This window comes from Melittangium boletus DSM 14713 (assembly GCF_002305855.1).
Classification (GTDB): Bacteria; Myxococcota; Myxococcia; order Myxococcales; family Myxococcaceae; genus Cystobacter; species Cystobacter boletus.
On the sequence record NZ_CP022163.1, the window covers coordinates 1,763,517 to 1,787,392 of the forward strand.

Annotated in this window: 14 protein-coding genes; 9 read left to right on the forward strand and 5 right to left on the reverse strand. The window is 68.2% G+C overall.

Annotated elements, in window-relative coordinates; genetic code table 11:
- The first annotated feature begins 34 nt into the window (after positions 1 to 34).
- From MEBOL_RS07485 to MEBOL_RS07495, 3 genes are all read left to right on the forward strand, one after another.
- Positions 35 to 1,528, forward strand: a complete 1,494-nt coding sequence (locus tag MEBOL_RS07485; RefSeq protein WP_095976764.1) for a SpoVR family protein — start codon at positions 35 to 37, stop codon at positions 1,526 to 1,528.
- Between the two features lie 107 nt (positions 1,529 to 1,635).
- Complete coding sequence (locus MEBOL_RS07490) at positions 1,636 to 2,808, forward strand: peptidoglycan DD-metalloendopeptidase family protein (RefSeq protein ID WP_095976765.1); 1,173 nt, start codon at positions 1,636 to 1,638, stop codon at positions 2,806 to 2,808.
- A gap of 172 nt (positions 2,809 to 2,980) precedes the next feature.
- Positions 2,981 to 4,057, forward strand: coding sequence for a class I SAM-dependent methyltransferase (locus tag MEBOL_RS07495; RefSeq protein ID WP_095976766.1), 1,077 nt, complete (start codon positions 2,981 to 2,983; stop codon positions 4,055 to 4,057).
- Between the two features lie 24 nt (positions 4,058 to 4,081).
- Here the strand turns inward: MEBOL_RS07495 and MEBOL_RS07500 are convergent, their stop codons facing one another.
- On the reverse strand, positions 4,082 to 4,669 hold the full coding sequence (locus tag MEBOL_RS07500) for a TIGR02265 family protein (RefSeq protein ID WP_095976767.1): 588 nt from the start codon (positions 4,667 to 4,669) through the stop codon (positions 4,082 to 4,084).
- A gap of 281 nt (positions 4,670 to 4,950) precedes the next feature.
- Between MEBOL_RS07500 and MEBOL_RS07505 the strand changes: the two genes are divergently transcribed.
- A complete protein-coding gene (locus MEBOL_RS07505) occupies positions 4,951 to 7,458 on the forward strand; it encodes a glycogen/starch/alpha-glucan phosphorylase (RefSeq protein ID WP_095976768.1) in 2,508 nt (835 codons plus the stop codon).
- A gap of 58 nt (positions 7,459 to 7,516) precedes the next feature.
- Here the strand turns inward: MEBOL_RS07505 and MEBOL_RS07510 are convergent, their stop codons facing one another.
- The 4 genes from MEBOL_RS07510 to dnaE form a co-directional block, all read right to left on the reverse strand.
- Positions 7,517 to 7,969: a hypothetical protein gene (locus MEBOL_RS07510; protein ID WP_157774802.1), complete on the reverse strand. Its 453-nt coding sequence runs from the start codon at positions 7,967 to 7,969 to the stop codon at positions 7,517 to 7,519.
- Between the two features lie 226 nt (positions 7,970 to 8,195).
- Positions 8,196 to 12,860, reverse strand: a complete 4,665-nt coding sequence (locus MEBOL_RS07515) for a lamin tail domain-containing protein (protein WP_095976770.1) — start codon at positions 12,858 to 12,860, stop codon at positions 8,196 to 8,198.
- A gap of 119 nt (positions 12,861 to 12,979) precedes the next feature.
- Positions 12,980 to 13,783: an SDR family oxidoreductase gene (locus tag MEBOL_RS07520; RefSeq protein ID WP_095976771.1), complete on the reverse strand. Its 804-nt coding sequence runs from the start codon at positions 13,781 to 13,783 to the stop codon at positions 12,980 to 12,982.
- A 70-nt stretch (positions 13,784 to 13,853) separates the two neighbouring features.
- The gene (gene dnaE, locus MEBOL_RS07525) at positions 13,854 to 17,423 is read right to left on the reverse strand and encodes a DNA polymerase III subunit alpha (protein WP_095976772.1); all 3,570 of its coding nucleotides are present in this window, start codon (positions 17,421 to 17,423) and stop codon (positions 13,854 to 13,856) included.
- Positions 17,424 to 17,750: 327 nt separating this feature from the next.
- On the opposite strand from dnaE, the gene MEBOL_RS07530 reads away from it, so the two are divergent.
- The 5 genes from MEBOL_RS07530 (at position 17,751) to MEBOL_RS07550 (ending at position 23,818) form a co-directional block, all read left to right on the forward strand.
- Positions 17,751 to 18,200, forward strand: a complete 450-nt coding sequence (locus tag MEBOL_RS07530) for a Spy/CpxP family protein refolding chaperone (RefSeq protein ID WP_095976773.1) — start codon at positions 17,751 to 17,753, stop codon at positions 18,198 to 18,200.
- An 87-nt stretch (positions 18,201 to 18,287) separates the two neighbouring features.
- Complete coding sequence (locus MEBOL_RS07535; RefSeq protein ID WP_095976774.1) at positions 18,288 to 19,091, forward strand: M14 family metallopeptidase; 804 nt, start codon at positions 18,288 to 18,290, stop codon at positions 19,089 to 19,091.
- Between the two features lie 162 nt (positions 19,092 to 19,253).
- Positions 19,254 to 20,069 carry a hypothetical protein gene (locus MEBOL_RS07540; protein WP_095976775.1) on the forward strand — a complete coding sequence of 272 codons (816 nt, stop codon included), beginning with the start codon at positions 19,254 to 19,256 and terminating at the stop codon, positions 20,067 to 20,069.
- Positions 20,070 to 20,150: 81 nt separating this feature from the next.
- Positions 20,151 to 20,624 carry a GNAT family N-acetyltransferase gene (locus MEBOL_RS07545; RefSeq protein ID WP_095976776.1) on the forward strand — a complete coding sequence of 158 codons (474 nt, stop codon included), beginning with the start codon at positions 20,151 to 20,153 and terminating at the stop codon, positions 20,622 to 20,624.
- An 83-nt stretch (positions 20,625 to 20,707) separates the two neighbouring features.
- Complete coding sequence (locus tag MEBOL_RS07550) at positions 20,708 to 23,818, forward strand: serine/threonine-protein kinase (protein WP_095976777.1); 3,111 nt, start codon at positions 20,708 to 20,710, stop codon at positions 23,816 to 23,818.
- Positions 23,819 to 23,876 lie beyond the last annotated feature (58 nt).

The window sequence follows — 23,876 nt, forward strand, 5'->3', positions numbered from 1 at the left end:
CCCCCTGCCCGCTCACCGCTTCTCGGAGTACGCGATGCCCAAGAGCCTCACCCCCCCGCTGCGCAAGTTGAAGGATGAGATCGAGGGCCACGCCAAGGAGTTCGGCCTCGACTTCTTCGACACCCGCTTCGAGGTCGTCAGCTACGACGAGCTCAACATGGTGGCCGCCTACGGCGGCTTCCCCACGCGCTACCCCCACTGGCGCTGGGGCATGGAGTACGAGCAGCTCTCCAAGGGCTACGAGTACGGCCTCTCGAAGATCTACGAACTCGTCATCAACAACGACCCCTGCTACGCCTACCTCCTGGAGAGCAACTCGGACGTCGATCAGAAGCTCGTGATGGCGCACGTGTACGGGCACTGCGACTTCTTCAAGAACAACTTCTCCTTCCGCCACACCAACCGCCGGATGATCGACGACATGGCGAACCACGCCACGCGCGTGCGCCGGTGGGTGGACAAGATTGGCGTGGAGAAGGTGGAGGACTTCATCGACCGGACGCTGTCGCTGGAGAACCTCATCGACCAGCACGCGCCCCACATCCGCCGCAACCCGGACCCCCGGCGCGCGGAGGACGAGATGAAGTCCAATGAGCGCGTGGAGGGCTTCAAGGTGGACCGCGAGTACATGCGCGGCTTCATCAACCCCTCCGAGTTCCTCGACAGCCAGAGAAAGCGCGTGGAGGACGAGAAGCAGAAGGCCAAGAAGTTCCCCGAGCGGCCCCAGCGCGACGTGCTCCAGTTCCTCCTGGAGAACGCCCCGCTCGAGCCGTGGGAGGCGGACATCCTCGCCATCATCCGCGACGAGGCCTACTACTTCGCGCCCCAGGGCCAGACGAAGATCATGAACGAGGGCTGGGCCAGCTACTGGCACTCCACCATCATGACCCGCCGCGCGCTCAAGGACGACGAGGTCATCGACTACGCGGATCGGCACTCGGGCACCATGGGCACCCGCCCCGGCTCGCTCAATCCGTACAAGCTCGGCATCGAGCTGTGGCGCGACATCGAGGATCGCTGGAACAAGGGCCGCTTCGGCAAGGAGTGGGACGAGTGCGATGACCTGCGCGCGCGCCGCTCCTGGGACAAGAAGCTCGGCCAGGGGCGCGAGAAGATCTTCGAGGTGCGCAAGCACTACAACGACATCACCTTCATCGACACGTTCCTCACGGCCGAGTTCGCCCTGGAGCAGAAGCTCTTCGTCTATGGCTTCAACGACAAGCGCAACTCCTGGGAGATCCTCGACCGCGAGTTCCGCAAGGTGAAGAACAAGCTCTTGCAGCAGCTCACCAACTTCGGTCAGCCCATCATCGAGGTGGTGGACGGCAACCACGAGAACCGCGGCGAGCTGCTCATGGCGCACAAGCACGACGGGCAGGATCTCAAGAGCGACTACGCCCGCGAGACGCTGCGCAACGTGCAGTCCCTGTGGCGGCGCCCCGCGTGCATCATCACCCGCTACGACAACAAGGGCGTGCTGCTGCGCTTCGACGGGCAGAACCACACCGAGAAGAAGATCGACCTGTAGCCCCAGCGTAAAACCACCGCTCGGCTGGAGGGCTCGCCCAGGCGTCCGGGCGAGCCCGGGCCAGAAGTTGGGAACAGACCTGTAGCTCCTCTAGACTGCGCGGGCCCATGAGACTCGCCCCCGCCGTCCTCTGCCTGGGTGTCCTGCTCGCCGTCTCCGCCGCCCAGGCCTCGACGAGCAGCTACACCGTCAAGAACCGCCGCATCGAGCCCAACCAGCCCCTCGCCGTGGCCCTGCAGGACGCCGGACTGCCGCCCGAACAGGTGAGCGCGGTGGTCGCGGCCCTGGAGGGCGTGTTCGACTTCCGCAAGTCGCGCGTGGGGGATCAGTTCCGCCTGGTGCTGCGCGAGGGGGAGCTGGACTTCTTCGGCTACCGCCAGAGCGCCGTGGACGAGTGGCAGGTGCGCCGCGATGGCGAGCGCTACGTGGGCAGCAAGCGCGCCATCGAGGTGGAGAAGCAGGTGGCGCTGGTGACGCTGGACATCACCCACTCGCTCTACGAGGCGGCGGTGACGGCCGGAGAGGATCCGCTCATCGGCATGGTGCTCGCGGACGTGTTCGCCTGGGACATCGACTTCTACCGGGACGTGCGCCAGGGAGACCGGGCACGGGCGCTGGTGGAGAAGTTCGTTTCCAAGGGGCGGCTCTTGCGCTACGGCGAGGTGCTGGCGGCCACCTACCGGGGCGGCGCGGTGGGCCAGAAGCGCGTGTTCCGCTACGAGCTGCCGGATGGCCGGGCCAGCTTCTTCCAGGAGGACGGCTCGAGCGCGCGCAAGGCCTTCCTCAAGAGCCCGCTCAAGTACGCCCACGTCACCAGCAGCTTCGGCAGCCGCTTCCACCCGGTGCTCCAGTACGTGAAGGCGCACAACGGCGTGGACTATTCGGCGAGCGTGGGCACCCCCGTGTGGGCCGTGGCCGATGGCGTCGTCACCGTGGCGGCCCACACCGGCGCGGGCGGCAACACCGTCTGCCTGCGGCACAGCAACGGTTTCGAGACGTGCTACCTGCACCTGTCCAAGTTCGGCCAGGGCGTGCGCACCGGCTCCCGGGTGAACCAGAAGCAGGTCATCGCCCTGTCGGGTAACACGGGCCGTACAACGGGCCCACACCTGCATTATGCCCTCAAGCGCAACGGCCACTACGTCAATCCGCTCAATCAGAATTTCCCGCGCACGGAGCCGCTGCCCAAGAACCTGCTGGCGGACTTCAGCGCCAAGGTCGCCCCTCTGGCGCGGCAGATCGACGCGGTCTCCGTGGCCGAGGCCAGCGCGGGGAATTGAACCCTTCCGGGGAAGTCGGCCTACTCCATATGTGGGGTCGCCGCGCACCTTACAGTCGGAAAGAGGGGGATTGTCCTGGAGTCTGGGGCAGTGCGCGAGAGGGAACCTGTCTGATAGGATGGCGTGATTCCCGTCGCGTCAGCTTTTCCCGCGCCCCCACCCCCCCATCCGAATGCCCGCCATTTCCGACTTCATTCAAACCGCCGAGGAGATCCGCAAGGGACTCGGCGAGCTGAGCGATGAACTGCAGCATGGGCTGCCCGAGCGGCTCGCCCGGTTTCCAAGAGATCCCGCGCAGCGCGCCGTGATGCAGCAGGAGCAGCAGGAGATCCTGCGTCAGCGCATCCCCGTGGTGACCGCCTGGCTGGATGGCCACTATGCCCGGCTCACCGAGCTGGACGCCGCGTTGAAGGAGGACGAGCGGGAAGGTGCGATGGAGCACCACCGCGCCGCGGTCCAGCCCTACTTCCTCCAGTGCCCCCTCATCCGCCGCTGCGTGGACAAGCCCCTGGGCTACCCCGGCGACTACGTGATGGTGGACATGATCTTCGGCACCGAGGAGCACGGTGTCTCCACGATGGCGCGCATCCTCTCGCACTACGCGCTCAACGTGGGCCCGGCCCAGGCGCATCGCGCCCGCGCGCCGTGGATCGTCAACCACCTGAACAAGAAGGAGGAGGAGCTGGGCCGGCCCCTGCGCATCCTGTCCTTCGCCTGTGGGCCCGAGCACGCCCTGCGCGAGCACACCACCATGGGGGGCACCGGCCAGTTCACGCTCTGTGACTTCGATCCCGCGCCCCTGGACTTCTGCCGCCGGCAATTCGAGAAGCTCGCGCGCATGCCCCGTGGAGGCATCCCCGCCCCCGAGCTGCGCTTCGTCCAGGTCTCCACCTACCAGTTGCTGCGCTACCGGGACACGCTGGAGCAGCTGCGCCACCCGGACGGCCCCATGGACGTGGTGATCGCCGCGGGCATCCTCGACTACCTCAAGGAGAACGTCATCGCCCGCTTCCTGGACATGATGAGCTCCCAGCTCGCCCCCGGTGGCCTGTTGCTGCTCACCAACCTGCACCACAACAATCCCTGGCGCGCCGTCATGGAGTACGTGTGTGACTGGAACGTCATCCACCGCGGCAAGGAGCAGTTCCAGGCCATCTGCGAGGGCCCTCCCGAGCGGGGCATGAAGACCCTGGAGACCATCACCGACGCCACGGACACCAACATCTTCTGGGCGGGACAGCGGCGCTGACGCGAGAGCCCGGGCGGGACGTGCTCAGCTCCACTCGAGCACGTACTGCCCGTAGTCCAGGGACACGGCCATGCCCGTCGCGGAGCCGTTGCCCCGCAGCACGTGGAGCGCCTCGCGCAGGGCGCCCTCGTGGAAGGCGATGGGCTGCATGTCGCCGCGGTAGTGCAACCGCAGGCGCCTGTCGCCCAGCTCCTCCGACGTCCGCTTCCCGTAGCTCACCAGCGTCGAATAGATGGTGTCCACGGAGGCGAAGACGCGCTTGGGGTCTCCCAGCCCCACCAGCCGCATGAGGGTGTTGCCCACGTAGGACTTGAAGAAGCCCGTCACCGTGGCGCCGCCACACGCGCGGATCGCCTCGTCCACCGAGGCATAGTGGGGCTCCAGCACGTCCGCGGCCGTGTACAACATCCGCAGGAAGTCCGCCGCCGGGTAGGAGAAGAAGTCGACCGGCATCTTGTGGATGCGCAGCTGCATCAGCATGCGATCCGTCCCCGAGGAGCCCACGCGCTGTTCCACCAGGCCATAGACGGCCTTGAACAGGAATCCGCGCACGGTGTCCTCGGGCTTGCAGATGGCGATCCGCTGCGCGAGGTCGTTCTTGTCACTCGGCATGAAAAAAGAACCTTCTGGGTCTCAGCTCGGGGGCAGAACCTGACGCCCCGCTTCCTACCAGACTCCTCGTCTGATCCGCGAGCGATCCCCTCCACCGGGTGTCCGCAACTCCCGCTTCTCCCGGGCCTGGAGGGAGGGGGGCCCGCCGGATTGGGAACGCGCCCCGTTTCTTTCGGTGCGAGTGGACCCGGCCCGGTCTACCTTCGCGAAACCCCGCACGGACCGCACCGAGGGCCGTGCGCATCACCCTTCTTCTCTCGAACAAACGAGGAGCCCCTCGAATGTCCCACCAGGTCCCAGCCGCCGCCGTGCAGCCCACCTCCGAGTCCGACACCGGACGTGAGCCCAGCCGCACCGGCCTGGATGCACACAACGTGCACCGCGGAGTTCTCGAGCACGTGCGGTACTCGCGCGGGAAGAACCCGGAAAACGCCACCCCCCACGATCAGTTCATGGCGCTGGCCCTGGCGGTGCGCGACCGGCTCGCCGACCGCTGGGTGCGCACCGCTCGCACCTACTACGAGCAGGACGTGAAGCGCGCCTATTACCTGTCCGCCGAGTACCTGCTCGGGCGCGCGCTGGGCAACAACCTCATCAACATCGGCATGTACGAGGCCGCCGAGAAGGCCATGCGCGAGGTGGGCGTGGACCTGGGCACGCTGGTGGAGATGGAGCCCGACGCGGGCCTGGGCAACGGCGGCCTGGGGCGTCTGGCCGCGTGCTTCCTGGACTCGCTCGCCACGCTCGGCTACCCGGGCATGGGCTACGGCATCCGCTACGAGTTCGGCATCTTCACCCAGGACATCATCGACGGCTACCAGGTGGAGCGCGCCGACGAGTGGCTCAAGTTCGGCAACCCCTGGGAAATCGTCCGGCCGGAGAAGGCCGTGCCGGTGCGCTTCTACGGCCGCGTGGAGCACCACCAGGGCCCGGATGGCAAGAGCCAGGCGCGCTGGGTGGGCGCCAAGACGGTCATCGGCGTGCCCTATGACACGCCCATCGCCGGCTACGGCAACAAGACCGTCAACACCCTGCGCCTGTGGCAGGCGCGCGCCAGCGAGGAGTTCGACCTCAAGCTCTTCAACGCCGGCGACTACGAGCGCTCCGTCGTGGAGAAGAACGACTCGGAGGTCATCTCCAAGGTCCTCTACCCCAACGACGCCTTCCAGGCCGGCAAGGAGCTGCGGCTCAAGCAGCAGTACTTCTTCGTCGCCTGCTCCATCGCGGACATCGTGCGGCGCTACCTCAAGACGCACTCGGACTTCCGCGACTTCCCCAAGAAGGTGGCCATCCAGCTCAACGACACCCACCCGGCCATCGCCGTGGCCGAGCTCATGCGCGTGCTCGTGGACGAGAAGCGCCTGCCCTGGGACGAGGCCGCCGCCATCACCCAGGCCACCTTTGGCTACACCAACCACACGCTCCTGGCCGAGGCCATGGAGAAGTGGCCCGCCTCGCTCTTCGAGCGCCTGCTGCCGCGCCACCTGGAAATCATCTACGAAATCAACCAGCGCTTCCTGCGCCAGGTGCAGATCCGCTACCCCTTCGACACCGAGCGCATCCGCCGCATGAGCCTGGTGGAGGAAGGCCCGGAGAAGAAGATCCGCATGGCGCACCTGGCGGTGGTGGGCAGCCACAGCATCAACGGCGTGGCCGAGCTGCACACCAACCTCTTGCGGCGCGACGTGCTCCCCGAGTTCGCGGAGATGTACCCCGAGCGCTTCAACAACAAGACCAACGGCGTGACGCCGCGCCGCTGGCTCCTGTGGAGCAACCCCCGGCTGGCCCAGCTCATCACCCGCCGCATCGGTGACGGCTGGGTCACGGACCTGGACAAGCTGCGCGAGCTCGAGTCCGCCGCCAACGACGCCGCGTTCCGCGCGGCCTTCGCCCAGGTGAAGCAGCAGAACAAGCAGGACCTGTCGCGCTACCTCCAGGAGTTGTGCGGCGTGGACCTCAATCCCCGCGCCATCTTCGACGTGCAGATCAAGCGCCTGCACGAGTACAAGCGCCAGTTGCTCGACGCGCTGCACATCGTGTCCCTGTGGATGAAGGCGCGCCGCGATCCGAGCACCATCATCGCGCCCCGCGTGTTCCTCTTCGGCGCCAAGGCGGCCCCCGGCTACGTGCAGGCCAAGCTCATCATCCGCCTCATCAACGGCATCGCCGAGGTGGTCAACAGCGACGCGGGCACCACGGGCCTGCAGGTGCTCTTCATCCCCAACTACCGGGTGAGCCTCGCCGAGCGCATCATCCCGGCGGCGGACGTGTCCGAGCAGATCTCCACCGCGGGCTGGGAGGCCTCCGGCACCGGCAACATGAAGTTCATGCTCAATGGCGCGCTCACGCTGGGCACGCTCGACGGCGCGAACGTGGAGATCCGCCAGGCCGTGGGTGACGACAACTTCTTCCTCTTCGGCCTCACCGCGGACGAGGTCATCGCCCGCAAGCGCGCCGGCTACCGGCCGCGCGACGAGTACGAGAAGAACCAGGATCTGCGCGAGGCGTTGGATCTCATCGCCTCCGGCTTCTTCTCGCCCGAGGACAAGCACCTCTTCAAGCCGCTCATCGACGGGCTGCTGGAGGAGGATCGCTACCTGGTGCTCGCGGACTTCGCGGCCTACGCCGCCCGGCAGCAGGATGTGGCACGCGCCTACAAGGACACCGAGCGCTGGACGCGCATGGCCATCCACAACGTGGCGCAGGCGGGCATCTTCTCCTCGGATCGCACCATCAAGCAGTACGCCGAGGAGATCTGGCGCGTGCAGCGCATCCCCGTGGGCCCCTGAAGCACCGGAGGCCGCGGCTCCCCCCGCGGCCTCCCGCATGGCGCGAAAGAGGACGGGCTCAGCCCGCCTGGCGGATGCGCAGCCCGAAGCGGTGGCGGATGCGCTCGGCCTGCTGCGGGCAGCCCTCCCCTTCCAGACGGCCGGCCGCGTAGCGCAGGGCCGCGTCCATGTCGGGCACCGCCGCGTTGGGCACGGGCAGGGGCTTGACGTAGTTGAGCATGCTGCGCGACAGCCGCATGTGCGCGGACGTCATGACGGAGGACTGGCCGAGCAGCAGCTCGCGCAGCAAGTCCTCGTTCTTGTGGATCCACGCCGCATGCAGGTAGCGCTGCGCCACCGAGAGCACCGAGCACTGGCTCACATCGATGACACAGACGAAGCGCTCACCCCGAGCCAGGAAGGCGTCCATCTGCTCGAGGTACTGGGCGTACTGCGCATCCGACACATTCCCGCTCAGCCGCACGGACAACAACGGCCACTGCGAGTCGTCGAAAGTAATCACGGCGTTCATGCATCCCCCCGATGCGAATGACAGTCGAAGTCTGGGAGGAAGAAGGCGGGACGGCAGGCAAGGCCTGAATCCCCTGAACGTGCTCCGCGAGGCCCCCCCAGGAGCTTCGTAGTCCAGTCACCGTAGCAGATTGCAGCGCCTGCGTCACCAGGTTCAGGAATACCCATGAAAAAGGCCGCCCCGGAGTTCCGGAGCGGCCTTTGTTCCTCAAAGCAGGACAGCGGTACTACGGAGCCTCGGTCGGGCTCGACGAGTTCTGCGGGTTGCGAACCGCGCGCGTCACGAAGTTCGTCGAGTTGTCATCAGTGTCGTAGCCATTGCCTCGAAGGGCATCCGCGCCCCCCGAGCCCATGGAGGTCGAGTCGGACGTGGACACCGCCTTGCGCTCCAGGCTGCCCCCCAGGGCGGGATGGGACGGAGCGGCGTGCCCCGCGCCCCCCTCGGGGCTGTTGCCGGTTCCGTAGCCCAACAGATCCACGGCCACCGCGCCGACGGTGCCGTCCAGCCCAGGACCGATGCGGACATGGCCTCCACCGGACGTCGAGGCGGAGGAGTCGAAGGAGTAGGTGAAGTCACCCGGAACCGCCGCGTTCGAGTAGGCGGTTCCCACGAGCAGGTAGTAGCCCTTGGGCTGGATGACCGTCCCGGCGGGGATCGTGTCCGCCGCGATGTTGCTGTAGGACGTGCCCGCCGCGGACTTGTACTGCACCTTCCAGCCGCCGATCACGATCGGCTCGTTGGTCGGGTTGTACAGCTCGATGAACTCGTCCTTGGCGTTGGCACTGGAGCCACCGCTGAACTCACTGATGACGACGTGGTTGGTGAGCGGCGGGGTGACGGCCGACTCGATCGTCACGGTGCCGAAGATGCCGTTGGCCGGGTCCGCGACGCCGTTCTGGTCGCAGTAGACCCATGCCGACGAGGTGCCCGTGGCGGCGTCCTTGAAGGCGTAGCGGAAGCCGTACTTGTACGAGCCCGGCGTGGCGATGCGCAGCGTGCCGATCATCTCGTCGTTGTTGCTCACCGTGGCCGAGTACTCCCCGTTGAAGGAGATGGCCTTCCAGGTCCACGTCTCCGCGGACGTGTCCGAGGGCCCGTAGCCCAGCTGCGCGGACACGTACGGGTAGCCATCGTTGCCCGCCGTGTTGCGGTCCGTCACGCCCGGCTCGTAGAACTGGCTATAGATGACCAGGGGCGTGTTGGCGGGGGTGGTCGGGATCGTCTTCGGGTACTGGACGTTGCAGTAGTCCACGGGCGGAGCGGCCACCACACCGCACGTGTCGTTGGGGGCATTGGGTGAGCCGAAGTCGCCTCCCGACAGCGCCGAGGTGGAGTCACACCAGTACCAGGGAGAAGCATCGGCGAACGTGCCCACGACTCCCGCGGCCAGGTTCATCGCCTTGCCCGGCGTCTGCGGGAAGGACGGCGTGTAGAGGAAGTCCGTCACCGGGGTGTTCTCGTAGGCGATGCTGAACTGGCCCGAGCCATCCAGGATGATCGCATCCGGGTACTGGTAGTTGGCGGAGACCCCTCCGTTGGTGGCCAGGTCCTTGTCGTGCGCCAGGACGAAGGTGCCCTGACGCCCCACCACGACGGGCACGCTGCCCTCACCCACCTGGAAGGAGCGCGTGACCTTGGAGCTGTTCTGGTAGGTCACCGTGAGGCCATTGAGGTTGAGCAACTGGCCCGTGGTGTTCGTCAGCTCGAAGTACTCGGTGGTCGACCCCGTGGGCGAGTGCATCAGCTCGGAGAAGGCGAGCTGATTGCCCGTGGGCCGGGCCGCCGTGTCGCATGCGGCCTGGTAGCACACGGCATCCGCGCCCGGGCAGGCGGTGACCGTCTCCACCCGCTGGCAGACCGGCTGGTTGTTCTCATCGACGCAGGTGGCCGTGTAGGTGACACGGGAGACACCATCCGCCGAGCAGGTATCCGCCGGCGGCGTGCAGGCGGGAGCGCCGATGCACGGATCCGTCTGGGTGGTGGCGCTCGCGAAGGACAGGCTCGAGTTGTGGGCGTCGTCCTCCACCTTGAGGGCCAGGTAGTAGCGCGTGTTGGGCGTCAGGCCGGTGACGCTCACCACCTCCGCGGAGCCCGCGGGCAGCGGCGGATCCGTGAGCACCTGCGTGGCGGAGTCGAACGACGCCGCGTCGATGGGGCTGGTGGAGTAGCGCAGGTCGTAATTGCTGGCCGTCCCGAGCATTCCGTCATCGCCCACCGCCGTCCAGGCCAGGGGGATGAGGGTACTGGTGAGCGTCCCCTCGACCCGGAGCGTCACGGCGTCCGGCGCGAGGTCATCCACGATGTTGAACGCGTTGCTGCTCGCCCCATCCAGCGAGCCCGCCGTGGCCTCGAGCCGGAAGCCCGTGCCCTGCTGGTCCACGGTCAGCGCCGAGAAGGTCGCCACTCCCGAGGAGGGCGTCGCGGTCAGCGTGCCGCCGAGCACGGCCGAGGCATTGCCCCCCACCAGGTGCACGGAGATGTCGGGCGTGCCCACGGAGAGCACGTTGCCGGCCGCGTCGGTGATGGCCACGGACACGGAGGACAGCACCGCGCGCACCGTGCCGTTCGTGGGCTGGCTCTGGAACACCAGCTTCGCGGGAGAACCCTGCTCCACCACCGTCGAGGCCGTCGCGGTCAGCGCGCTGTTCGCCAGGTCCGTCACGGTCACCGACTGGTTGCCCACCGTCTTCAACGTCACCGGGAAGCTCTTGCGGCCCGCGTCCCCCGAGGTGAACGCGGTGTCCGCGGGGAGGACCGCCTTCGTGTCGCTCGAGGTGAAGTGGACGGTGCCCCGATAGCCCGCCGCGAGGTTGCCGAAGGCATCACGTGCCTCCACCGTCACGTTCTGGGAGGTGCCAGCGGTCACCGGGGAGGACAGCCCCGTCAACGCCAGGGTCGAGGCGGCGGCGGACGCGATGTCGAAGGACGAGCTGGTGGCCGGGGTGAGCGAACCCGCGGTGGCCTGAAGCGTATAGCCCTTGCCCGCCTGGTCGATCCGGACGGAGGAGAAGGTCGCCACACCGTCCACCGCCGACACGGTGAAGGGGCCAAAGCCCGAGGCGCCCACGACCGTCAGCGTCACCGCCGAGGTCGCCGTGTCGACGAGCGCTCCCGCCGAGTCCCGGATCTCCACCTTGATGGGCGCCAGCGCGACTCCCGCCGTGCCGCTCTGGGGCTGCACACTGAAAGCGAGCTGCGTGGCGTTGAGCGCCAACGTGGAGACCAGCCGTGACGCCGAGCGCACGGAGTGGCCCGCGTTGTCCGTCACCTTCAGGGCCACGTAATAGCTGCGGCTCTGGGAGAGGCCGTTGATCACCGCCGACTCGGCACTGCCCGCCGGCTTGGGCGCACCCACGGACACCGGGGTGGCCGCCGCGAAGGCCGCGTCCGAGGTGATGTCCGACGTGGAGTAGCGCAGTTCCTGGCTGCTGGCCGTCCCCTCCGTCCCATCATCGCCCACCGCCGTCCAGGCGACGGTGACCGAGGTGGCCGTGGAGCCCGACTGCGTGAGCACGGGAGTCGCGGGAGACACGTCGTCCGTGAGGGTGAAGGCGGCGCTGGTCGCCGCGTCCAGACCGGCCGCCGTGGCCGTCAGCGTGTAGCCCACGTTCTCCTGCGCGATGGAGAGGCCCGAGAAGGTGGCCACGCCGTCCACGGGCGCCACCGAGGTGCTCCCCGTCAGCGTGCCGCCCTTGTCGAGCGAGAGCTTCACCTCGGGGGACGACGCGGGGACCCGGTTACCCAGGGCATCCGTCAGGGTCACCTGCACGCCAAAGGGCGCGCGGACGGACGTGTCGACGGGCTGTTGGGTGAAGACGAGCTTCCGGGCCGCTCCCGGCAGGACGGAGAACGACACCGAGCCGGAGAGGGCCGGGTTCCCCACGTCCGTCACCGTCACCTGGCGGCTCCCCACCGTCTTCAGCGTGACGCCCCCCGAGAAGTCGTGGTGGCCCTGCGCGGCCGGGGTGAAGGTGTAGTCCGCGGGCAACGAGGCCGAGGCATCATCGGAAGTGAAGTGCACGGTGCCCGTGTACGAAGTCACCATGTTGCCGAAGGCATCGGCCACCGAGAGGCCGAGGCTCACCGGGTTGCCAGCCGTCACGGTCGTCTCCGACGCCGTCAGGCGCAGCGAAGCGGGCGCGGCGGGCAGCACATCGAAGGCGGGGCTCGTCGCGTCCGGCAACCCGTCCACCCGGGCCACCAGCGTGTAGTCCGTCGCGGCCTTCTCGATCACCAACGAAGTGAAGCGCGCCACGCCGTTCACCGCCGCCATCGACACCGTGCCCTGGAGCGAGGCACCCTCGGGAGAGGCCCCGAGCGAGACCGTCACGGTGTCACTCGCGCCCGCCACCGTCTCACCCGCCTCGTTCTGGATGACCACCTCGAGCGCCTCCAGGGGCTCACCGGCGGTGCCGAAACCGGGCACCGAGGTGAAGGCCAGCCGGGTGGCCGACTCCAGGACGAACTCGACGGAGGGACGCGACGCCAACGTCACGGCGCCGCCCTCGTCCTCCACGGAGACCGTCACCGTCTTGCTCTCCGCGACGGTGGAGGAGAGCTTCGCGCTCGCCACGCCCTCCGCGTCGGTGGGGCCCGAGGGCTGCTGCACCGTGTTGCCCAGACCCGAGGCCGACACCGTCACCGCGCGCCCGGCCAGGGGCGAGCCATCCGCCTTGAGCACCGTCACCCGGATGTCGACGCTGTCCTTGCCATTGGCCCGAGCCCCCCGAGCCGGATTCACCTCCACCGACGAGCGCTCCGCGTCCGGCATCTCCCGCGCCGGCGGAGTGGGCGGGGGATTGTCGCGACATCCCGTCCCGGTCAGGGACAAACCGAGCAACAGCGCACTGCACGCGAGCCATCGCGCGAGCGGGGGAGGGCCATGCGTCATGAACAGCTCCAGGCGGAGGGGAAAACGGCACCCGTCAGCCAGGAGGGCTCCACGGGCACGAAGTGCCTTGTATCAGACCCCTCCTGACTGGAAAAACACAGCGGAGGAAGAATGCTCGCCTAGAAGCCCATGGCGCGCAGCATCAGCCCGGAGCCGAGCAGGGACTGGCCTCCGTCACACACCATGAGCGAACCGGTCACGTACGCAGCGGCATCCGATGCCAGGAAAAGCGCGAGTTGCGCGATGTCCTGCTTGGTCCCGAAACGTCCCAGGGGAAGCGCGCCCAGCAGCTTCTCGCGCACGTCCTCGCCGGGGGCGAGCCGGCGCATGCCCTCGGTGTCGTCGATGGGCCCCGGGGTGATGGAGTTGACGCGCACGCCCGCCCCACCCCACTCGATGGCGAGGGTGCGGGTGAGCATGTCCACGCCGGCCTTGGCGGCGCACACATGGGACTGCATGGCCATGGGCAGGTAGGCCTGGGGCGCGGAGATGTTGAGCACGCACGCGCCCGGCTTGCGCAGATGATCGAAGGCGGCACGGCACGTGTTGAAGGTGCCCAGCACGTCGATCTCCAGCACCGAGCGGAAGGCATTGGAGGACATGCCGACCGCGGGAGCGGGGAAGTTGCCGGCCGCGCCGCACACGAGGATGTCGAGTTCCCCGTAGGCGTCCCGCGCCGTCTGGAGGGCCTTCTCCATGGCGTCGTACTGACGCACGTCCGCGGCCACGCCCAGGGCGGTGCCATGGGCCTGCAGACCCTTCACCGCCGCCTCCAGCTTCTCCACGTTGCGGCCGTTGATGACGACCTTGGCGCCCGCCTTCACGAAGGCCTCGGCGATGCCGAGGTTGATGCCACTGCTGCCGCCGGTGATGAACGCCACCTTGCCCGCCAGCAACCCGTCCCGGAACACGCTCTGCGTCATGTCACTCCCCTTCATCTCGACCCAGGGGAGCGACTCTGAGCCAAAGCGCGGACAGCGTCCACGCCCACGCTCAGCCGAACTCGACCACCTTCATGCCGAAGAGCCGTTCCACGGACTGGATGAGCTCGTCACTCACCTGGACCTTGTGCGCGAGGTTGCCGATCAGCGCCTCCGCCTCGTTGGCGAACAAGAGGCTCACCGCCATGGGCGTGGCGCCCTCGTACTTCTTCACGATCTCCGCGAGCTTCACCAGCCGATCATCCGTGGCCAGGTCCACCGGCACGCGCAGCTCCAGGCGCTTGGTGCGCTTTTCCCGCACGGCCTTGAGGCTCTGGATGTCCTCCACGATGAGCTCCGCCACGGGCGTGTCCTCGTCGCGCTGGTTGATCTGCACCGTGCCCGTCACGAGGATGGGATCATCGTTCTTGAGCAAGGGCTCCCAGTGCTCGAAGCCGGGCTTGGGGCCGGACTTCATCCACTTGCCATCCTTGCCCATCACGTTGCGCGTGCCGTCCTTGCCCGGGAAGCACACGAGCTCGAGGGAGCCGGACAGGTCCTCCAGCGTCACCCACGCCATGCGCTTGCCCGTCTTGGTGGGCCGCTCGCGCAGCGCCGCCACCACGCCCGCGATGGTCAGCTTCTCGTCCTTGCGCGCGCGCTGCACCGCGGTGATGGGCCGCGCGTAGCGCTTGAGCTCCTTGTCGTACTGGTGCAGCGGGTGCCCCGACACGTAGAAGCCGATGGCTTCCTTCTCCAGCGACAGGCGCTCCTTCTCCGACCACTCCTCCACCTGGGCGTAGTCGTCCTTCATCGCGCCGCCGCCCGAGCCACCGCCCCCGAGCATCCCGAAGAGCGAACTCTGCCCGGCCGCCTTGTCCTTCTGGCTGCTCGAGCCGCGGTTCATCGCGCGCTCGATGCTCTCGAAGATCTGCCGGCGCGGGCGCTTCTCGAAGTCGAAGGAGCCCGCCTTCACCAGCGCTTCGAGCACCTTGCGGTTGACGCGCCGCGAGTCCACGCGCTCGCAGAAGTCGAACAGGCTCTTGAAGGCCCCTTCCTGGCGCGCCTCGACGATGGACTCGATGGCGCCCTCGCCCACGCCCTTGATGGCGCCCAGGCCGAAGCGGATCTTCCCCTCCACCGCACCAAAGGCCATGTCCGATTGGTTCACGTCCGGCGGCAGCACCTGCACGCCCGACTGGCGCGCTTCGCCGATGTGCAGCACCACCTTGTCGGTGTTGTCCTTCTCGCTCGTGAGAAGGGCCGCCATGAACTCCACGCGGTAGTGCGCCTTGAGCCACGCGGTGTGCAGTGTCACGAGGCCGTAGGCCGCCGAGTGGCTCTTGTTGAAGCCGTATTCGGCGAACTTCTCCATCAGGTCGAAGATTTCCCCCGCGACCTTCAGGTCCACGTTGTTGTTCTTGCAACCCTCGAGGAAGCCGGCCCGTTCGGCCTGCATGACCTCGGCCTTCTTCTTGCCCATGGCGCGGCGAAGCAGGTCCGCGCGGCCCAGGGTGTAGCCTCCCAGCACCTGGGAGATCTGCATCACCTGTTCCTGGTAGACGATGACGCCGTAGGTGTCCTTGAGGACGGGCTCGAGCAGCGGGTGCGGATAGACCACCGGCTCGCGGCCGTGCTTGCGGTTGATGAACACGTCCACCATGCCCGAGTCGAGCGGGCCCGGGCGGTAGAGCGCGCCCGCGGCGATGACGTCTTCGAAGCAGCTCGGCTTGAGCTTCATCACCATTTCGGTGAAGCCGCTGGATTCCATCTGGAACACGCCGGCGGTGTCGCCCTCCGCCATGAGCTTCCACACCTCGGCGTCATCCAGCGGGATGTCCTCGCGCTCGATCTTCTTGCCGTTGGGCGGGTTGCGGTTGACCAGGTTGAGCGCGTTCTGGATGACGGTGAGCGTCTTGAGGCCGAGGAAGTCGAACTTCACCAGGCCCGCGGCCTCCACCTCGTCCTTGGCGAACTGGGTGATGAGGGTGTCCTGGCCCGGGGGCTGGTAGGTGGGCACGAACTCCCACAGGGGCTTGTCCGCGATCACCACGCCGGCCGCGTGCATGCCGGGCTGGCGGTGCAGGCCCTCCAGGGCCATGGCGATCTCCAGCACGTCCTTGGTGGTGACGTCCTTGCCGTCCACCTGGCCGATGGCGCTCGGCTTCTCCATCATCTCCTTGAGCCGGGGCTCCTGCTCGATGGCGTCCTTGAGCGTGATGCCGAGCACTTCCGGCACCAGCTTGGCGATGCGGTCTCCCTCGCTGAAGGGCAGCGCGAACACGCGGCACACGTCGCGCAGCACGCTCTTGGCCTTGAGCGAGCCGAAGGTGATGATCTGCCCGACGTTGTTCTCCCCGTACTTGCGGCCCACGTACTTGATGACCTCGTCGCGCCGGTCCTGGCAGAAGTCGACGTCGAAGTCGGGCATCGACACGCGCTCGGGGTTGAGGAAGCGCTCGAAGAGCAGGTTGTACGGGAGCGGATCCAGGTCGGTGATGCGCAGGCAGTAGGCCACGAGGCTGCCCGCGCCCGAGCCACGGCCCGGGCCCACTGGAATCCCGTGCTGCTTGGCCCAGTTGATGAAGTCCTGGACGATGAGGAAGTAGCCGCTGAACCCCATCTTCAGGATGACGCCGATCTCCAGCTCCAGGCGGGCCTTGTAGGGCTCGCGGTCCACGGGCGGCTGGCCCGCGCGGAAGCGCGCCGTGTCGATCTCCATGAAGCGCTCTTCCAGGTTCTTGCGCGCCAGCTCCGCCATGTAGCTGTCGGCGGTGGAGCCCTCGGGCACCTGGAAGGTGGGCAGCATGGGCTTGCCGAGCTTCAGCTCCAGGTTGATCTGCTCCACGATCCGCTGGGTGTTGTGCACGGCCTCGGGCGTGTCATGGAAGTACTCGAGCATCTCCTGGGGGCTCGTGACGTAGAGCTTGTCCGTGGAGTGCTTCATGCGCTTGCCATCCGCGAGCGTCTTGCCGCTGGCGATGCACATGAGCAACTCGTGCGCGCGCGCGTCCTCCTTCTTGATGTAGTGCGCGTCCGCGGTGGCGCACAGCGGGATGTCCAGGTCCCGGCTGAGCTGCTTGAGGTTGGTGTTGGCCGTCTCCTGCTCGGGCATCCCGTTGGACTGCACCTCGAGGAAGAACTGGCCGGGCTCGAAGATGTTCTTGTACTCGAGCGCCGCGCGGCGCGCGTGGTCCATGTCCCCGCGGAAGGCCGCGCCCGTCACTTCCCCGCCCAGACACGCGGTGAGCGCGAACAGGCCCTTGCTGTGGTCGGCCAGGAGCTTCTTGTCGATGCGCGGGTGGTAGTAGAAGCCCTGGCGGTAGGCCATGGACGAGAGGTACTTGAGGTTGTCGTACCCCTCCTTGTTCTTGGCCAGGAGGATGAGGTGGTGGCCCACCTTCTCGGTGCGGTCCTCGCGCCCCTTCGGCCCGGCGACGTACGTCTCCATCCCGATGATGGGCTTGATGCCCGCGTCCTTCGCCTTCTTGTAGAAGTCGATGGTGGCGAACATGTTGCCGTGATCCGTCACGGCCACGCTCGACATCCCCTTCTCCTTCACCGTCTTGATGAGATCCTTCATCCGGATCGCGCCATCGAGGAGCGAGTACAGGGAGTGCAGGTGGAGGTGGGTAAAGGACATGGCGGATAAGTAGTCGTTAGAGGGTTTGTCTGCACCAAAGTTCAGGTCCGGGCCGCCCGCCAGTTCCCAACCGCGAGAAGCGTCCGGAGCCGGAAGCTCGGAACCGGGCGCTTTGTGGCATGGCCCGTACAAGCCGTGAAGGAGCCAGCGGGTTGGGTCCGGGGAGCGAGCCCTCGCCCGTCCGTCCGCCCTCCCCTTCACACTTCTTCACGCCCCGCTCAAACGTCCCCAACGCACGGCGTGCAGTTTGTCTCCTGTCACCGATGAACGGTGCATCCACCCCACGCGAGGTGTCTCCCCGGGAGCCCTCGACAAGGAGTCACGGACATGACCTCGAAGAACAAGATCCTCCTCGCCGGCTCGGCGGTCCTCGCCTTCGTCCTGCTCACCGGTTTCCGGGGCGGACACTGGGGGGGCGGCGCGCGCGACCCCGAGCGCATCAAGCAGATGATCACCTGGAAGCTGGATGACCGCCTGGAGGAGCTGAACGCCACGGATGCCCAGAAGCGGACGCTCCAGGGCCTCAAGGACGGGCTCTTCGAGGACGGCAAGCGCCTGGTCGTGGAGAACAAGGAGGCCCGGAAGCAGGCCCTGGAGCAGTGGGACTCGGCCCAGCCCGACGCCACCCGGGTGCACGCCCTCGTGGACGCGCGCGTGGACGCCCTGCGCGGCTTCGCCCACAAGGTGGCCGATGCCTTCCTGGAGGCCCACCGCGTCCTCTCCCCCGAGCAGCGCCAGCAGGTGTCCGCCGGCATCCGCTCGCACCACGAGCGCTGAGCCGGACGCCGCCGGGGTGCTCACGGCCGGACACAGGCCAGACGTCCAGCCACTTCGGCCTACCCGGGAAATGAGTAGGTTGGGGGGGTGCCTCAGAACTATCCAGAGTTCATCCGCCGTATCCGCGACTACTCCCGCCTCGCCGAGGTGAACGAGTACGCCCGAGTCACCGAGGGAGGCGTGGAGTACCCGCTCTTCCGCCTCATCGTGCCGGGTGAACGTTGGCTCGTCATCACCTCGGGGTTCCACGGGGAGGAGCCCGCCGGGCCGCTCACGCTCAGCCACCACTTCGAGGAGATCGCCGCCTACGCGCGCGCGCGCGGCGTGGGCCTGCGCGTCTACCCGTGCATCAATCCCTCGGGCTTCGAGGACGGCACGCGCTACAACCGGAGCGGCGAGAAGATCAACAACGACTTCCTGCGCTACGAGACGGCGCCCGGGGTCTGGAAGGGAGAGCTGGCGCGCGGTGAGTCCTTCCTGCGCTGGACGCTCTTCGACGGAGGGCCCAAGGAGACCCGCGCGGTGCGCTCGGACATCGTGCGCTACCCCGCCCCCGCCGCCGCGCTCGACATCCACCAGGACGACTACCTGCCCGGCTCGGGCACCTACGCGTACGTCTTCGGGGACAAGGCCGCCCATCGTCCCCTGGTGGAGGCGTCCTCGCGCTACGCCCGCGTCCTGCGCGACGAGAAGGTGGACGAGGCCCACGTCACGGACGCGGACGGGCTCATCGAGCACCACGACGGCAGCGTCACCGACTACTTCACGCGCGGCGGCGTGCCCTACACCGCGACGCTGGAGACCACCACCCGGACGCCGCTCGACGCCTGCCACGCCATCAACCTCATCTGGGTGCGCGGCTACATCGACCTCGCCGCGCGGCACGGGTAGGCCAGCGGAAAGCCGCCTGGCCCCCCTCACCCGCGCCTTGCAAGCGGCCGCCGACCCTGTCACGAGAGCCCTCGCTGACCGGACGCACTCCTCGTCCGGAAAGGTTGATTTGACGTCAAATCAGTTCAATGGGACGGGCCTCGTCCGTTAGAGTGGTGAGCCATGAATTTCACGAGCCAGAAGCAATGGATCCTCGGAGGTTTGAGCCTGGCGTTGGGCGCGTGCGCGTCGACGCCAGTCCCGGTGCAGCCCTATGCCCTGGCCGGAGGGCGCGCGGAGTACCGGGACTACGTCGGAGCCAAGGCCAACATCTGCGATGCGGCGGAGCCACGCTGGCTGCTGGATGAATTGAGCGGCGTCAATGGCCTGCTGGCGCGCTTCCTGTCCTCCACGGAGCTGGCCAATACTCCGGGTTCCACCGAGCGGGCCCAGCAGACGCAGCTGCTCCAGGAGGCCGCGGGCTCGCTGCCCAAGGTGCTGAACGTGCATCAGGCCAACCTCAAGGCGCTCCAGGGGTGCGGCTTCGCGCACTCGGGAGCCTTCCCGGAACTCACCCGGCGTGGGCAGGAGCTCGTGGAGCTGTCGCGCGCGCGGCTCAAGGAGGGCGATCAGATCCTCGAGGCGCAGGAGGTGCGCAACAAGTGGAAGGAAGAGGCGCCCGTGCGTGAGCAGAAGGCGCGCGAGACGTGGTGCGCGAAGAACCCCGAGGTGGGCAGCACCGACGTCTTCTACGCGCGCCAGTTCACCAACGGCCGCACGGAATGGCTCTTCTGTGACGGACACATGGTCCAGGCGGCCTCGGCGGACGCGGAGCCCACCCTGACGGGCCCCGAGAACCTCAGCGCGAAGGATCGCCGCAAGGTGAAGCCCCCGCGCTACATCGAGGCGGCGCGGGGCTACCCCGCGGAGGAGATCGACAAGCAGCCCTCGGGCATGGCGGACAGCGCCGCGCCCGGCTCGGCCACTCCCACGCCTTGAAAATCGAGAGCGTCCTGGAACGAAGAGCGAAGGCCCGCTCCCCGTTCCAGGGCGTGGGAGCGGAGCGCTAGCATCCCGCGCATGATTCGCTCCGCCACCCCCGAGGACGTTCCCGCCATCGCCCGGCTCATCCGGGCGCTCGCCGAGTACGAGAAGCTCTCCCACGAAGTCGTGCTCGAGCAAGAGGCGCTGCGGCGGCACCTCTTCGGCGAGCGGCCCCACGCCGAGGTCGTCCTCGCCGAGCAAGGCGGACAGGTGGTGGGCTTCGCCCTGTTCTTCCACACGTACTCCACCTTCCTGTCCCGCCCGAGCCTCTACCTGGAGGATCTCTTCGTGCTGCCCGAGCACCGGGGCCAGGGCCATGGAAAGGGGCTGCTCACGCACCTGGCGCGGCTCGCCGTCGAGCGCGGCTGCGGGCGCTTCGAGTGGTCCGTGCTCGACTGGAACGCGCCCGCCATCGCGTTCTACAAGTCCGTCGGCGCGGTGCCGATGAGCGACTGGACCGTCTTCCGGGTCACCGGAGACGCCTTGCACCGGCTCGCGGGACGGAGCTGAGCCTGGTTGCCCACCGAGCGGGCTGGGACGCATCCCGGAGCGAGGGCTCCGGCGTAACATGGAGCGTGTGAAGAGAGGCGGTCATGGAGCCCTTCGATGACAACGAGCGCCGCACACTGAAGACCGATGATCGGCGCACGGTCGAACTCGGAGTGGCGGGTGCCGCCTCCTCCGCTGGGCCCACCTTCGCCCCGCTCGGCCGGGGCACCGCCCTGGACCGGTACGTGGTGCTCGATCCCCTGGGCGAGGGCGGCATGGGGATGGTGTACGCGGCCTATGACTCGGTGCTCGACCGCAAGGTGGCGCTCAAGCTGCTGCCACCGGGAGATCCGGAGACGGGCGGGGAGATGACCTCGGGACGGGCCCGGCTCCTGCGAGAGGCGCAGGCCATGGCCCGGCTGTCCCACCCCAACGTGGTGGCCGTCTACGACGTGCACCAGCATGGCGCCCAGGTCTTCATGGCCATGGAGCTGGTGGAGGGGCGCACGCTGTCACAGTGGCAGCAGCAAGAGCCTCGCGGCTGGAGGGACATCCTCGCGGCCTTCCTGGCCGCGGGCCGGGGACTCGCCGCGGCGCATGACGCCGGGCTCGTGCACCGCGACTTCAAGCCCACCAACGTCCTGGTGGGCAGGGACGAGCGCGTGCGGGTGACGGACTTCGGTCTGGCACGCCCGCACAACGCGCCCGCGGAAGTCCTCCCTCCCCACGCCGCGCCGTCCCGGGACACCGGGCCGGTCAAGTCGCACAGCCTGCTGGAACTGGACCTGACGCAACAGGGCGCGGTGCTCGGCACGCCGGCCTACATGGCTCCCGAACAGTTCCGCGGCGCCGTGGCGGATGCCCGGAGCGATCAGTTCTCCTTCGCCGTGTCGCTGTGGGAAGCCCTCCACGGGGAGCGCCCCTTCGAGGGAAAGACTCCGGCCGAGCGCCGGCAGAACGTGTTGGACGGTCGCCTCCGGCCTCCGCCGTCCTCCTCGAAGGTCCCGCCCTGGGTGAGCCGGGCGCTCCTGCGCGCCCTCCACCGGGAGCCCGGGGCGCGCTATCCCTCGCTCAATGCCCTGCTGAGCGTGCTGAGCCGGGATCCCGCCCAGGTGCTCCGGCGCCGGCTCACCGTCACGGCGCTGCTCGGAGTCATGATCGGCTCGGGGACGTTGGTGGGCGCCTCGTGGCACGAGCGTCAGACCCGCCTGTGCACGGGCGCTCCGGAGCGGCTGGAGGGCATCTGGGACGAGCCTCGCCAGGAGGCCATCTCCAGGTCCTTCCTCGCCACCGGCCGCACCTATGCCGGAGACACCTGGCGGCGGGTGCGCGAGGCACTCGACGCGTACACCACCGCGTGGAAGGACATGCACGTGGCGGCGTGCGAGGCCACGCGGCTCAGGGGCGAGCAGTCCGAGGCCGTCATGTCCCTGCGCATGGCCTGTCTGGACGGACGGCTGCAGGAGCTGGCCGCGCTCACCGAGGTCTTCACCGAGGCCGACGGAACCGTGGTGGAGAAGGCCCTCTCCGCCACCAGCGCGCTGCGGGGCTTGCAGGGGTGCGCGGACGTGCGGGCGCTCATGGCCGAGGTGACACCTCCCGAGGAGCCCGCCACGCGCCAGGCGGTGGACGCCTCGCGCGCCCGGCTCGCCCGCGTCAAGGCGCTCACCGAGGCGGGCAAGCTCCAGCAGGCGTTGCGGCTCGCCGCCGAGGAGACGGAGCGCACGAAGGAGCTCGGCTACGCCCCCGTGCGCGCCGAGTCCCTGTTGATGCGCGCCTGGACGAAGCTGCTCTCCGGAGAGAACCTGGGCGTGCCCGAGTTGCTCACCGAGGCGCTGTGGCTCGCGCATGCCGCGCGGCATGACCTGGTCGCGGCCTCCGCCAGCGTGCGGCTGATGGGCTACTACGACACCCATGGCCCTCTCGAGGAGGCCGCGCGCTGGGAGCCCTTCGCGCTCGCCTCGCTCGACCGGTTGGGGGAGCACGGCGAGCTGCGCGCCATCTTCCACAACAACCGAGGCATGGCCCTCTACCAGCAAGGCCACTTCGCCGAGGCCCACGAGGCCTTCGACAAGGCCTTCGCCCTGGCCGAGCGGCAGCTCGGTCCCGCCAATGCCATGACGCTGCGCTATGGCACCAACGCCGTGGCCGCGCTGAGCAACCTGGACCGGCACGAGGAGAGCCAGCGCGCCTTCGAGACGCTCGTGAGCCTGGGCGAGACGAACCTCGGGCCGCTCCACCCCTTCCTCACCCAACCCATGACGAACCTGTCGAACATGTACGCCTTCCAGGGGCGCATGGCCGACGCACGCCGGTTGCTCGACCGGGTGAGGGAAATTGGCCAACAGGCCTACGGCGAACGCTCGGACGAGTGGGCCCAGTTCCACATCGCCTATGGCGATCTCGAGGCCGCGGAAGGACGCGACGCCGAGGCGCTCGGACACTACGAGGAAGCCGCGAACCTGCAACGCGAGCTCACGGGCCCCGACAGCCTGGAGTTCCTGCAGGCGCGCGTGAAGGAAGCGGATGCCCGGACGGCGCTCGAGCAACTGGCGCTCGCGCAACGCACCTACCAGGAGGTGCTGGAGCTCACGAAGAAGGATGCCCCCCGCTACGAGCGGGTACATACCCAAGCGCTCGGAGGACTCGCGGACCTGTACGACACGCGCGGCGAGCACGACAAGGCCCTGCAGTTGCGCCAGCAGGCATTGGAGTTACGCGAGCACACCCTGGGCAAGGAGCACATCCACACCGCCCTGATGCGAGTGGCCATCGGCAACAGCTACCTGGAGCTGGGACAGCCCGCGCGCGCGCTCGCTCTCTTCGAGCGGGAGCAGGGCTTCTTCGAGAAGACACTGGGCAAGGACTCTCCCTCCGGGGTGCTGCCGCTCGCGGGCAAGGGCGAGGCCTTGCAGAAGCTCGGCCGGGCAACCGAGGCCATCCCCCTGCTGGAGCACGTCCTGGCCGTCATCGAGCGCCACCCCCTGCGCCCGGCGTACACGGCCTCGGTGCGCTTCGCGCTGGCGCGCGCGCTGTGGGATGCCCGGCGCCAACCGGAGCGCGCCTGGAAGCTCGCCCAATCCGCGCGCGACACCTATGCCCGCGCCCCCCTGCGTCACGCGAGCGAACTGGCCGAGTTGGAGCTGCTGCTGACCCGGCACGCGGTCCCCGAGCCGGGAGCGCCCAACACCGTGGCCCTGCCCGCGCCGCCGTGAGCACCAAGAACAACGGGAGGGCGGCTCGCACCGCCCTCCCGCTCACTTCCCTTCCACT